Source organism: Amycolatopsis minnesotensis (assembly GCF_039529815.1).
Taxonomy (GTDB): domain Bacteria; phylum Actinomycetota; class Actinomycetes; order Mycobacteriales; family Pseudonocardiaceae; genus Amycolatopsis; species Amycolatopsis minnesotensis.
On record NZ_BAAANN010000001.1, the window covers coordinates 43,426 to 55,336 of the forward strand.

Here is an 11,911-nt window from a genome sequence, read left to right on the forward strand (position 1 = left end):
GGGCGCTATAGAGGTACGGGACGAGATCGTCCGTCACATACCGTCCGAGTTACCTGTCGGCCGTCCCGTCAGACGTGACTACTTTAAAGACCGGCCGACCTGCGGAAACGATGCCAGTGACGGCTGTGACGGCAGTCCTGATGCTCGTCACGATCGCCCTCAAACGACGCTTGCAGGCCAGCATCCGAGACGTCGCTCGTTTGAAGAGGAGTTGTGGCAGTGGCTCAGCGCTGCCCGCCGCGTGAATGCCGACGTCCCGACCCTGCTTCAGGACCAGTTGACCGCGGTGCGCCGTCTTGACCGTCAGCTGGGGGCCTCGACAGCGCACGAAGAGGTTTCGACCAAGGTTCGCCAGATCACGCGCCTGCGGTCGCACAGCCTGACACCGGTGGTTCGGAGCCAGCTCGGAGCCCTGCTCGCCGAGTCGGCACGCTCGCCGGTTGGCAACAGCTCGACATGGGGTTCGTCGGCGACTCCTGGCAGTTCTACGAGCGAGCCAAAGCGGCCGCCCGTGAGTCCGGTGACGCAGCGTTCGAGGTGCACACAATCGCTGAACAGGTGTTTGTGCTGCTCGACGTCGACGAGACGGCATAAGCCGTCGAGCTGATCGGTGCCACCGAGCGAGCGGCGGGCTCAGCGCGTCGGCGGCCGCCTGCTCAGGTCGTGGCTCGCCGCCGCACATGGCGAAGCCCTCGCAGCGGACGGGCAGCGCTCGGCGCGCCTGCGCGCCTTCGACCGCGCCGCGGGGTTGCTGCCAACCGATGTGTCCGCGGTGGACGGTCCTTACGTCGTGCTCGATCCTGTCCATCTGGCGCGCTGGAGCGGCCACGCGCTCGCTCGGATCGGCGAGCCGGACGCGGTTGACTTGCTCTCCACAGCGTTGAGCCGTCTCGATCCGACGTTCACGCGCGCGGAGACGGCGTTGAGAGTGGACCTGGCGCCGGCGTTTCTGGCAATGGGCGAGCGCGTCGAGGGACGCGCGCACGCTCAGCGCGCCCGGGCATTGGCCGTCGAAATCGGTTCTGTCCGGCAGCAACGTCGGATCGCTCGGCTCGGCGGCCCCAGGAACTGAAGGGCGGTACGAGCGGCGGCCGCCAGCCCGTAGGCTCGCGGCGTGGCTGACGAACATGGGTCGTGGAAGACGTTCGGTGAGCGGCTGCTCTACGACAACCGGTGGGTCAAGGTCGGGTTGACCGACGTCGAGGCGCCGAACGGCGAGCGCTGATGAGCGTGCTTGGCGGGATGAGCGAGCCCGAACGGCAGCATGTTCAGGCTCGCGCGCGGGCCGCGATGGACGCTCAGGTGGTCAATGAGGGACAACACCAGGGCGGCCGGGGCGCCGTACGGGTATGTCGTAGTGGACGGCGGATCGCACCCGAACCCGCGAAAGGCAGCAGAGGGATTTCGGTTGCGCCTGCTCGCCCTCGATGAGTCGTGCGCCGCATCTTCGCCGAATACCTCGTCGGCAATGGAGACCGGGCGATTGCCAACGGACTGAACCGACGGCATCCCCTGCCCGTCGGCACGGCGACCGGACCAGAACCGGCACCGCCTCGCCGACGGCTGGCGAGGCAGCACCGTGCGCTCGATCCTGGAGAACCCGCGCTACACCGGCTTCGCGTTCTTCGGACGGTGGGCGCGGCAAGAAATGCTGCTTGATCCTGACGACGTCGCGGCCGGAAACGTCGTCCGTTTCCGTCGCGCCAAGCCGGACAAGGTAGTCCGCTCCCGCAAGCCCGCACATCCCAGGATCATGTCTGTCCAGGACTTCACGCAAACGCAGTTGATGCGGCGAGCCAAAGCGGCTGGTGGACTGCGGACCGCGCGAAAGACCGAGCGCCCTGGCCGGACGGTCAAGTACGCGTACCTGTTCCGTGGACTTATTCGGTGTATTGCCTGCGGACGGAAGATGGAAGGCAGCCCGCAAAAGCACGGCATGTACTACCGCTGCTCGGCAAGAACCCTCACGCCGGGTTCGCCCGCGTTGCTCACGCACCCGCCGACGATCTACCTCAAGGAAGAGCCACTGCGGGACGCGCTGAACGAGTGGATCGGCGGCCTGTTCGACCGGCAGAACATCGCACAGACCGTCGAACAACTCGTTAAGGCTCAGCCGACACCGAAGACGGCGAACGATGGGGCCGCACGGAAGCTACTGGAGGATGCGGAAGCCAGGCTGCAGCGGTTCCAGAACGCCATCTCAGCGGGCGTCGACCCATCGGCGGTCGTCGAGGGGATCAACCGGGCACAAGCCGATCGGGCAGCGGCTCAGGCGGAACTGATGAAGGCCGGCGAGCCAGCGGGGCCCGGCGAGGCCGAGGTCTACGCGATGATCGATTCGCTCGGTGATGTCGGAGCCGCGCTCTCCGGCGGCAGACCGGAGAAGCTGGCGACGCTCTACCGCGAGCTACGGTTGGACCTGCGGTACGACAACGAAAAAGAGACCGTCTGCGCGACGGTCTCTCCTCGGGTGAATAATGTGCGTGTCCGAGGGGGGACTCGAACGCATGTTCGTAGCATCCATGCGCGGGATGCGTGTTCATGCGACGGACCATAGCGTCGCCTGAGGACGAAGCGCCAGGCGCTGTGTGAGTTCGAATCCCTGGTGAGATTCCGGCGGCAATCACACCAATCGTTCTGCCTGACGGACTGCTGATCCGGGTCGACGTGTTGTTGGTGATGGAGCGTCGGCCGCGGGGGAGCGCGCGGTGAACGCGATGCGTAGGTTCGAGTCTTCGGCAGCGCACCACACAGACGGTCCCGCGTCTGAACAGGGGTTTTCCGCGGGGATGCTGCTCATCGAGGGCAGTTTCCGGCTGGACAACCCGGGCGGTGGTTCCTGATGGCTACTCCGGGCCGGACCGCATCACCCGCTTCGGCGACCATCGTCCGAGTCGTCTCGGTGATCATGGGAACGGTCGTCGGGCTCACGTTCATCTTCGGCTTCGACAACGTCCTCAGCCTGGCCCTGCGGCTGGGAGTGCCAGTCTGGGTGGCGCCGCTCGTCGCACCGGCGGTCGACCTCTCGATCCCTCGGCCTCCTGCTCGGCATGAGGCACCTAGCACTCACAGGCGCTTCGCCAGCTGTACTCCGCCCGGCCCGCCGGCTGCTGATCTTCGCCAGCGTGGTCACGCTGGCGCTGAATGTGGCGGAGCCGCTCGTGGCGTGCGAGTACGGGAAGGCCGCGTTCGATGCCGTTGGTCCGCTCCTGTTGATCGGCTGGGCTGAGAAGTCGGTGCTGGCTTGTTGCAGGCGATCCGTGCAGCGAGTCAGGCCCCCGGCCCTAAAGCCGTCGTCGGCCTAGTGGATGCGGCTGAACAGGCACAGGAGAAGTTGGACAGCAAGCGGGCCTGCGGCCGAATGCCCACCGGGCGCCGAACTGGATCGAGTGGCCGGAACACACAACTACGGACAGCGGATTCTCCGAAAGTGGAGGACCGAGGAAGGTTGGCAGCTCAACGATCGCGGGCGCGCAGCGGCGATCAGTCCAGCAACGACGGCGCGACGGTGGTCGTTCGTTCGGGTCCGCCGTTGTGATGCTGATGGGTCGCCGAGAAGTCGTCGAGGCTGCTGGTAAGGCGGTGTGGTCGTGATGCGGCTCACGGAGTGGCTTCCTCTAGACCTTGCATGCGTCTCGGGCAGGGGAACTGGTAAATCAGCAACGGAATACCTTTCTTGCAGCGCGAGTCAGCGCGACGTAAAGCACCCGATCTTCGAAGTGGTCCTGTCTCAGGCCTGCCGACAACTTGGCGGCCTCGCCGTGGGTGAGTCGTATGCCGACGACCGGCCATTCGCGTCCCTTGGCCTGGTGCACGGTCAGTCCGGCAACGAGGTGGGGCTGGTTCATGCGACGGGCCAGGGCCTGTAACCGGCTATGTTGTACCGCCTCTCCCTCCCCTGGAATGCGGCTAAGCCGCCGAGGACTGCCCAACAGCTTGAGGATGGATCTAAGCGTGTCGATCGCCGCCGCTGCGGCCTGCGCGGTTCCCGGTCGAAGTCCTTCGAGGACCGCCCCGAGCAACGCACCGTTGTCGCGGACCTTCGCCGGATCGAGGCCGAGCAGAACGGCGGCTTCTTCGGCGTAGATGGCACCACGCCCGAAGTGCGCCTGGACCAGTCGGTCCAGCAAGAGGGCCACCGCGGCGTCGGTCTGGTTGTCCAGGCGTCCGAATGACAGCGGGAGGACGCAGTCGGGTCCCGACCAGAGCTCGTTCCATTGGTGTGCGAGCACGACATCGCAGGCACCTGCCCCGGGCGCGATGTCCAGCGTGATCGGCTGTCCGGTTCGCGCTGAAGCGGCCAGGCCGGCCATCTCGGGGGTTTCGAACCGGAACGACGCGGTGACGGGGAACTCTTCGAAACCCACGTGGTCCACCAGTTCGGGCACGAGGTCGGGGCGGGCGCCGCGAAAGTCGTACAGCGCTTGCCACGGGTCGCCGATGACCGTCGTGTTTAAACCGGCCGAGGCGGCCAGGCGGACGAGATCGAGGTCGAGCTCGTTCGCATCGAACACTTCGTCGACGATGAAGGCCTTAGTGGTGGCGGAGAGGTAGCGTGCCACCTCCGCACGGAGCTCTGGCCGGCGGAGGACAGCCGCCACGACCTGCCGGACCTCGGTGTGCGTGCACCGTCCCGAGGCAAGATGCTGGTGGAACGGCTCCTTCCTCCCGATCTCGTACCCCGACCTCGTGACCTTCCGGCCGGCGGAACCGACGACGGTGCCCCGCAAGACTGCGATCCGCCGGAAACCCATGTCCGGGGACAGCCAGCGGGCCCCGGTCTGACCCCGCCAGGTGTCGAGCACCGTCAGTTCGGTGTGCTCGCCCGGCCAGGAGATGATCCCGCGGCGCAGGAGAAAGGTCAGGATTTCGCAGTGCAGTGTATCGAGCGTGACTGCCCGGTGGGGCCAGGACAAGGCGTTGCCGCCCCACCGGCGGCGGATCCGGGTGGCCAGTTCGCCACGCGCCGACCTGGTGAAACTCAGCGCCAGGATCCGGCGGAGGTCGGCCGATGAGTCGTAGCGCAGCACGCCGAACCGTTCCGCGGCGACCGTGGTCTTGCCCGAGCCCGGCGCCGCCACGATGAAGGCGCGTGCCGCGGGGCTCGTAGCGGCAGTTCGCTGCTCAGAGGTCAGCGGCGAGCGGGTCGGCATCGGCGGCTTCGTCTTCGTCGGCTGCGTAGAGGAATTCGTACATGTCGGCCACGTGCGCGGGGACCACGATCGCTCCGCCGGCTTCCACCCGGCGGAGCAGTTCGTCGGCGAACTCGAGAGCGAACTCCGCCTTGTGCCGCTTCCCGGCCTTCGTGGCGAAGTACGCGTCGACCGTCCTGGGCGTCAAGGGGTCGGGCGGTGTCAACCTGGCCGCGGTGAAGGCCTGGCGCACTGCCTCCTCGTTGCCCGAGGTGACGGCGGGCTCCAGGGTCGGGGCGTTGTAGAAGCCCCGGACCACGGCGGCGTCGCCGTCGCGGAGCCACGCGGTTTCGGAGAACACGTCGGGTGGCCGGGTGTCCGTATCGGTGAACACGGCAATGCGTCGGGCGATCTCGTGTCCGGGCGCCGCCAGCAGGTCGACCGGCCACTGGCCCGGCCGGCAGCCCATGACGGTGACCGTGAGGGACTCGACGAACCTCCGTTTGAGGTCGTCGGAACCGGCCCAGGCGCGTCCGAACTGCCTGAGAATCGCGCCTTCGGTGACGCCTTCGGTGATGATCATGCGCTCGGCGAACAACGCCGCCGAGCGGGTCGCGTCGAAGTGCAGCCGGGCCATGCGCAGGGTGCGCTTCTTGTCTCGGATGGGCATCGTCGCCAGGACGCGCGAAACGCGTCGGCCGTCCCGCTCGCGCCGGAGGATGACCAGTTCCTCGGGGCGGCAGGCGGAGATGATGTCGCCCGCGTGGCTGCTGATGATCGTCTGGAGTTCCGGTCGTGCGGCCGTGATTTGGCGCAGGTACCTGGTCAGGCCGTGTTGCAGCTGCGGGTGCAGGTGCGCCTCGGGCTCCTCGATCACGATGGTGACGTGGAACCGGTCGGGGAAGAACGCGTCTTCCCGCGACTCGGCTTCGGCGTCGCGCTGGGCCGCGCGTTCGTCCTCGGTGGGCTCGTCGGTTGCTTCGCCGGCGCTCGGCTCGGAAACGTCCGGTCGTTCGCTTCCGTCGGGGTGAGCCAGGTCCGGGATGGCGGCGAGGGTGACGGCGATGTGCAGCAGGTTCACGTAGCCGAGGCCCGAGACCTCGAGTCGTTGGGCGAAGGCCCGGTCGTCGATCGTGCCGAGCAGCAGTTCGAGCACCCTGGCGAGGTAGGCATCGTCGACGACCTGGCCCCCGACGAACGCGAACTGGTGGCTGACGCCCGAAGACAGCGCGCTCAAGTGCCGGCGGACGCGTTGCTCGACGGCTCCGATCAGGCCGGTCGTGGTGAGAGCGTCGAGTAACCGCCCAGCCTGGGAACGGAGATCGACCAAATTCCGGTGACCGCTGCGCGCTTGCTGCTCGGCTCGGAACAGCTCGATCAGCACCTGCGCTTCGCGGCGGGCCAGCTCGTCGAGCGGGTTGCGGTAGGCAGGCAGGTAGATGAGCCGCAACGAGTCGAACTCTTCCGGCTGGTCACCGACTGTCCTCGCCCGGACCCGGCCGAGGTTCCGTTCGAGCTGCCGGGTCCAGAACGGCGCGGGCATGGCCATGTTCTGCAACATCTGCCCGACCGGACCTTCGTCGGCGCCCTCGCCGGAGTCGAACGCGTACCGGACGTCGATCTGCCGAGGCGGAGCGACGCCGAGCGTGGCGACCGTCGGCCGCGAGATCTGGGGGAAGCTATGCGGGTGCGCGAGGTACAACGCGTCGGCGATGGTGCTCTTCCCGGCGTTGTTGGCGCCGACCAAGAGCGAGAAGCGGCCAGGGAACTCGCACACCAGCTCTTCGTCCGCGGCGGCCCGGAACCCGCGCACCGCCACGCGCTGCAGATACATCTATTTCTCCTCCCACTCCGTGATGGAGTTACGCGGCCACGCGGTGCCGGGCGAGTTCGGCCAGCACGACCTGGTTGGCCTCCCAGCCGTCCGGGAACTTCGCCGGTACCGACAGGTGCACGGGGTCGGTCGACGGGTGGCTGTCCAGGAGATCAGTGATGCCCTCGCGGGAGACGACGATGCAGGCCTGCCGGTGGCGGGAGGTCAGCACGCACAACCGCCCGGTCTCCAGGTGGAACGCGGTGGCGTCCCGGCGCCCGGACAGCGGGTGCACGACGATCACGAGCTCGAACTCGCGGCCCTGCAGGCGGTTGGCAGTGTCGACCGCGACACCCGCCGCGTGCGGGCGACCGGTGCGGGCGAGTGCTATCCGGACCAGGTCGGCCTGGTCGCGGTGGGCGACGCCGATCGCGATGTCACGGGCGTCCAGCACGCGGCCGCCGGGGTGGCGTTCGCAGGTGGCGACCGCGCCGCGGTCCAGCGTCCGGACGGCGAGGTCCGCGGCGGCCTGGATCGTCTCGGCATCGGTGCGCGGGACTTGGCGGCGGGGGAGTTCGTGCAGTGCCCAGCCGGTCGAGAACGCCATCGCCAGGGTCTCGTCCAAGGCCGTGCTGCCGAATCCCGCGGTGCCGAAGTCGAGCGCGCGGACGCCTTCTCCGGTGCCCGCGGTAAAGCCGGCGAAGGGGTAGAAGGCCCGGGAGACGGTCGGGGCGGCGGTGGCCGGAAGCCGCCAGGACACGGGCAGCCGGTGCACGGGAGTTCCGGGGTTGTGTTCCAGCATCACGGTGACGCCGTTGCTGGTCGGGTCGTAGGGCAGTCCGATCCACCGTTCGGTGTCCAGGACGGTGAAGGGGTCCAGCTGACCGGGATCCCCGACGAACAGGCCGCGCTCGAACCGCTCCACGGTTTGGAGCAGCACGTCCGAGCGCATCTGGTACGACTCGTCCAGGATCGCCCACCCGAAGACCCCGTCACGGACGGTGGCCCACTTGGCGGCGGTGCCGACGACGATCCGGCAGCCGGCTAGGTCCGCCACCCGGGTCGCGACGACGGCGTTCGCGAGGGCGCCGATGGTCGGCGGCGCGGTGTAGCCAGACCCGCTCAGCCGGCCGATCCTGATGTCTGGGTGTGCCCCGGCCAGACCGGCGACCAGGTCGTCGACCTGGTTGTTGGTCTGGGCGACGACGATCGGGCGCTCGCCGCCCGCGACGAGCTCGCCCGCGGCCCGGACCACGAGCGTGCTCTTGCCGGCGCCGGGCGGTGAGTCGACGACGACCGCCCGCCGGTCGGCTCGCGCGAGGTCGGCCAGGATCGCGGTGGTCGCCGCTTCGGCGGCTGCGGCCGGGTCGAAGCCGGCGTGGTCGTCAGCGGTCATCGCCCCACTCCTCGGTGGCGTCTAGGTCGGCTGTCACGGGGTCGACGGACTCGGAGTCCTCCGGGTCACCGGCGTGCGTCCACGGGATGTGGTCGCGGTCCGGGAACACCGGGGCCGGCCGCCAGCCGGGGTCGGGCAGGTAGGCGATGTGCTGCCCGATGGTCGGCACACTGCCCTGTTTCGGGGTGCCGCGGTTGCCCATTCCGCCGGTGACCTCCACCGTGACCAAGCTCGTCTCGCCGTCACGGACAGTCGACACGATCGCGGCCTTGTGCTGGGGTGGCATCGTCGGGCTGATCAACGTGGTGTCGTCGGCCAGCCGGACGGGATCGAGGGTGTGCACGACGACCCGGGGCCTGGGCACCCGCCGGTTCGCCGGCGTCGTGACGATCCGGCCGGGTTCGGCTTCTACGACCGTTCCGGCGAATGCCTCGCCGAGACTTCGCTGGTCGGCGAGAACGTACGGGTCGTCGAAGGCCATGTCGGCTTCGAAGTCGGCTAGTGCGCGTTCCAGCCGGTTCAGCCGCTGGGCGGCGCGGATTGCGCCGTCCCGCTTGGGCTGCGGCCGGGCGTCATCGGTGGCCAGGTAGTCGGAGTAGTTCGTGAAGGAGTCGCGGTCGCGATCGAAGCGCCTGGCGGCTCGCGAAGCCTCGGGGACTGCGCGCAGTAGCGAGATGGCGTTCCACACCAGCCGCCAGGTCGGGTTGATCTGCTCGGAGATCAGCTCCCGCAGGTCTTCCTGGGCGTCGGCCAGCGCCTGCTGGTCCCCGGCCGCCCGCGCGGTGTCGAACCGCCGCATCGCGGGCGCGAGGTAGGTGTTGTCGAAGTCCGGCGACGTCGCCGGCCCCGCGGGCGGGCACACCGCGGGGTTCTCAGCGTCAGCCATGGCTTGCTGGACGGTCTGCCCGTCCGGGGGTGAGATCCAGGCCATGAGCGAGGCGAGGTTCTGGTCCTCGAGTGAGCTCTGGCCGGTGGCCCAGTGCTCGCTGAGCAGGCCGGTGACCGGCAACAGCATCGAGGTGCCCGCCTGCTCCGCCGTGTCGACGAAGAACGTCAGCCACTTCCCGAGCTCGGGTACGACTTCGGGCACCGGGTACGGGCCGGTCGTGCGGCGGAACCGGCACATGCGGCCCAGGTCGCCCAGCGCCTTGATCCCGCCGGTGTTGGGCACCAGGAGCTGCGGAGCCGTGGTGTAGCGGGTGCGTCGTTCGTCGCCGCGAGAAAGGTCTTCGCGGTTCCCACGGCAGAAGTCGAGGTAGTCCAGCACGATCCGGCCGAGGTCGGCGGCGAACGCGAACCGCTGGTCCCGGTTGCGCGGCTGGTCGACGACCAGCAGGGTTCGCCTCCGTCGGCTATCGCCGACCAGCACCGCCAGCGGCGCACCCGCCTCACCAGCCATCGTCAGCGGCACGACCACCAGCGGCCGATCCGACAGGCGCCGATGCCGGAACCGCGTCAGCGGCATCGCGGTCATCGACTCCATCGCCTCCACGTGCGCCAGCGCGGACACCCGGCTCATGAGGCCGCTCCCGCCGCGCCGGGGAGGTCGAGCAGTTCGGCCCGCAACCGGGCGGCGTGGCGCAACGCGGTGGCCATCTCGACCTGGTCGTCGGCCGGGGTCAGCGTCCCGCGGGCCAGGCCGAGGGCCATGGTCGCGGTGTCGAGGCCGCCGAGGGGCTCGCGCACCGCCGGTCCGAGCACGTCCAGCGACGAGCCGTCCCGCGCGCGGGAGCGGCAGAAGAACGCCATCTCGCAGTGGCTGAGGCAGTCCGGGAAGTAGGTGGCGGGCACCTGGTCAAGCGCCTCGGCCAGTTCGTGGGCGGGCCGCTGCGGACGGCCGGTGTCGTCGGCGGCGAGGTCGAACGTCAGGCCTTCGGGCAGGAGATCCACCAGGTCGCTGATGCGCTCGATCCGGGCCAGTTGCCGGGTCAGGGTGGCGACCTGCTTGCGTGCGTCGACGAACGCCCCGGTCGGGCGGTTGGTGAAGTCCTTCGGCGCGACGAGCACGATCGTTTCGGAAACGGCGCCGGGGCCGACGCCGGCTTCGGCGAGCATGGCCCGCAGCGCGATGATGTACGCGCAGGCTTGGGTCGTCGCCGACCGGACCTGCGCTGGGGCCGCTTGGCCGTCCACGATGGGGAAGCTCTTGATCTCCACGACGTGGAAGCGGTCGCCGATGCGGAAGGCGACGAGATCCGGCTCGAGGAACACCGAGTGGCCGCCGACGACGAGCCGCAGCATCGGGTGGTCGTACAGGGTGTCGGTGCCGTCTCCCCGTGCGGCCGCTGTCAGCAGCTGGGCGGTGCGGGCGTGACGGGTCTGGTTGCTGCCGTCCCCGCCGACGTCGTTGAGGTCCTGGTACCCGACCTCCGGCAGGGTGAGCTCAAGGGTTTCGCGCAGGACGCGAAGCAGCTCCGCACAGCCGTCGGCCTTCACCATCGCCTCGAACATGTTGCCGCGCACGATGGCGAAGCGAGACTGGCCGAAGGGGGTCGGGTAGCCGGCGTGGGCGGCGATCGCGGCCTTGTCGGAGCCGGAGGCGTCCAGCACGGCCCGGAGCGCGCAGCGGGGGTTGTTCTCCAGCGCGGCCAGGGTTCGCGCGTCGTGGCGCTTCCGGGGTGCGCTGCCGCGCAGCGCGTCCAGGCGCTGGTCGGGAGATGTGATCACGGTGTTCGGTCCTTGCGGTGGTGCGACGAGGTGCGGTGGAGCTCGGGGTCAAGCTTCGGCCTGACGACGGGTTGCGTCGTGCAGCGGCGCGCCGAATAGCTGCTCTTCGTCGGTGAGCTGCCTGCGCGCTCGCCGAGCGGATTCGGCGCGGGTGGCGTGGTCGGTGTCGGCGTGCACGTCCAGTTCGGCGTGCGCCGCGTCGATCACCTGGCTCGGTACCGGCGTGCTGTCACCGGTGGCCGGCTTCGTGCTCGTTGCGCCGGGGATGTTCACGGCGAAGCGCCAGAGCAGGCGCAACGCCGCCGGGCTCGGTGCGGCGCCCGGCGAATCGGTAATGGCGCGGATCGCCTCGGCCACGTGGATGGCGCCGGTGAGGAAGGCGGTGCGTGGCGACAACGGGCCGATGATTCGCTGCTCCAGCGGCCAGGTGCTGATCGTGACGAGCGCTCGCGCTGGGGACAGCAGGTCGTGCGTCAGGGCGGGGCACAAGTAGTACGGTCGCGCGCCGGGTGCGGCGCGGTAAGAGCGTTCCTCGTCCCGACGCAGGCTCGAGAGCTTTGACGCGGACAGTTCGCCGGGGAAGAACGCCTCGTGGACGCCGACGATGAGCTTGGGTGCCGCCGGGGTTTGCAGCAGCATCAGCGCCCGGTGGGCGTGCTCGCGCGCCGGAAGCATCGCCCCCTGAACGGTGGGCGGGACCGGCGGGGTGTTAGCCCGCTCGGCGGCCACTGGGTTGACAGCCGGATCGCCGGTGTCGACGAGAGCGCTCCAAGCCCGTTCGGCACGGCGGAGCTGGGCTCGCAATTCGCCGACCCGCTCGGTGTCGCCCGCAGTGGCCGCATCGCGGATCGCGCGGCGCAGCTTGGCGATGTTGTCCTCCAGTGCATCCAGCGGATCGCTCAT

At 69.2% G+C, this 11,911-nt stretch carries 9 protein-coding genes and 2 pseudogenes; 5 read left to right on the forward strand and 6 right to left on the reverse strand.

Going from position 1 to position 11,911, the window contains the following annotated elements:
- Positions 1-456 precede the first annotated feature (456 nt).
- The 5 genes and pseudogenes from ABD256_RS00115 to ABD256_RS00135 form a co-directional block, all read left to right on the forward strand.
- Complete coding sequence (locus tag ABD256_RS00115; RefSeq protein ID WP_344411937.1) at positions 457-594, forward strand: hypothetical protein; 138 nt, start codon at positions 457-459, stop codon at positions 592-594.
- A gap of 16 nt (positions 595-610) precedes the next feature.
- Entirely contained in the window at positions 611-1,072 is a 462-nt protein-coding gene (locus ABD256_RS00120) for a hypothetical protein (RefSeq protein ID WP_344411939.1), read from the forward strand.
- 42 nt (positions 1,073-1,114) lie between these two features.
- A pseudogene (locus ABD256_RS00125) lies at positions 1,115-1,222 on the forward strand (NUDIX hydrolase); the annotation flags it as partial.
- A gap of 357 nt (positions 1,223-1,579) precedes the next feature.
- Positions 1,580-2,557: a recombinase zinc ribbon domain-containing protein gene (locus ABD256_RS00130; protein ID WP_344411941.1), complete on the forward strand. Its 978-nt coding sequence runs from the start codon at positions 1,580-1,582 to the stop codon at positions 2,555-2,557.
- Between the two features lie 285 nt (positions 2,558-2,842).
- Positions 2,843-3,266: pseudogene (locus ABD256_RS00135) on the forward strand (hypothetical protein); the annotation flags it as partial.
- A gap of 390 nt (positions 3,267-3,656) precedes the next feature.
- On the opposite strand, the gene ABD256_RS00140 reads toward ABD256_RS00135, so the two are convergent.
- From ABD256_RS00140 to ABD256_RS00165, 6 genes are read right to left on the reverse strand one after another with little or no spacing between them, the layout of a single operon-like run.
- Positions 3,657-5,153, reverse strand: coding sequence for a UvrD-helicase domain-containing protein (locus ABD256_RS00140; protein ID WP_344411943.1), 1,497 nt, complete (start codon positions 5,151-5,153; stop codon positions 3,657-3,659).
- Entirely contained in the window at positions 5,125-6,966 is a 1,842-nt protein-coding gene (locus ABD256_RS00145; RefSeq protein WP_344411946.1) for an ATP-dependent nuclease, read from the reverse strand. The genes ABD256_RS00140 and ABD256_RS00145 overlap by 29 nt, the downstream gene beginning before the upstream one ends.
- Before the next feature lie 28 nt (positions 6,967-6,994).
- Complete coding sequence (locus tag ABD256_RS00150) at positions 6,995-8,341, reverse strand: AAA domain-containing protein (RefSeq protein WP_344411948.1); 1,347 nt, start codon at positions 8,339-8,341, stop codon at positions 6,995-6,997.
- Complete coding sequence (locus tag ABD256_RS00155) at positions 8,331-9,860, reverse strand: hypothetical protein (protein WP_344411950.1); 1,530 nt, start codon at positions 9,858-9,860, stop codon at positions 8,331-8,333. The genes ABD256_RS00150 and ABD256_RS00155 overlap by 11 nt, the downstream gene beginning before the upstream one ends.
- Positions 9,857-11,008: a hypothetical protein gene (locus tag ABD256_RS00160; protein ID WP_344411952.1), complete on the reverse strand. Its 1,152-nt coding sequence runs from the start codon at positions 11,006-11,008 to the stop codon at positions 9,857-9,859. Before ABD256_RS00160 ends, ABD256_RS00155 begins: the two co-directional genes overlap by 4 nt.
- Positions 11,009-11,056: 48 nt before the next feature.
- Positions 11,057-11,911, reverse strand: coding sequence for a hypothetical protein (locus ABD256_RS00165; RefSeq protein WP_344411954.1), 855 nt, complete (start codon positions 11,909-11,911; stop codon positions 11,057-11,059).

What these genes read in the sequence shown, in the direction of transcription:
- ABD256_RS00165 (WP_344411954.1), bottom strand. Translation starts at nt 11,911, where the DNA reads ATGAGCGATCCGCTGGATGCACTGGAGGACAACATCGCCAAGCTGCGC.
- ABD256_RS00150 (WP_344411948.1), bottom strand. Translation starts at nt 8,341, where the DNA reads ATGACCGCTGACGACCACGCCGGCTTCGACCCGGCCGCAGCCGCCGAA.
- ABD256_RS00140 (WP_344411943.1), bottom strand. Translation starts at nt 5,153, where the DNA reads ATGCCGACCCGCTCGCCGCTGACCTCTGAGCAGCGAACTGCCGCTACG.
- ABD256_RS00145 (WP_344411946.1), bottom strand. Translation starts at nt 6,966, where the DNA reads ATGTATCTGCAGCGCGTGGCGGTGCGCGGGTTCCGGGCCGCCGCGGAC.
- ABD256_RS00155 (WP_344411950.1), bottom strand. Translation starts at nt 9,860, where the DNA reads ATGAGCCGGGTGTCCGCGCTGGCGCACGTGGAGGCGATGGAGTCGATG.
- ABD256_RS00115 (WP_344411937.1), top strand. Translation starts at nt 457, where the DNA reads ATGGGGTTCGTCGGCGACTCCTGGCAGTTCTACGAGCGAGCCAAAGCG.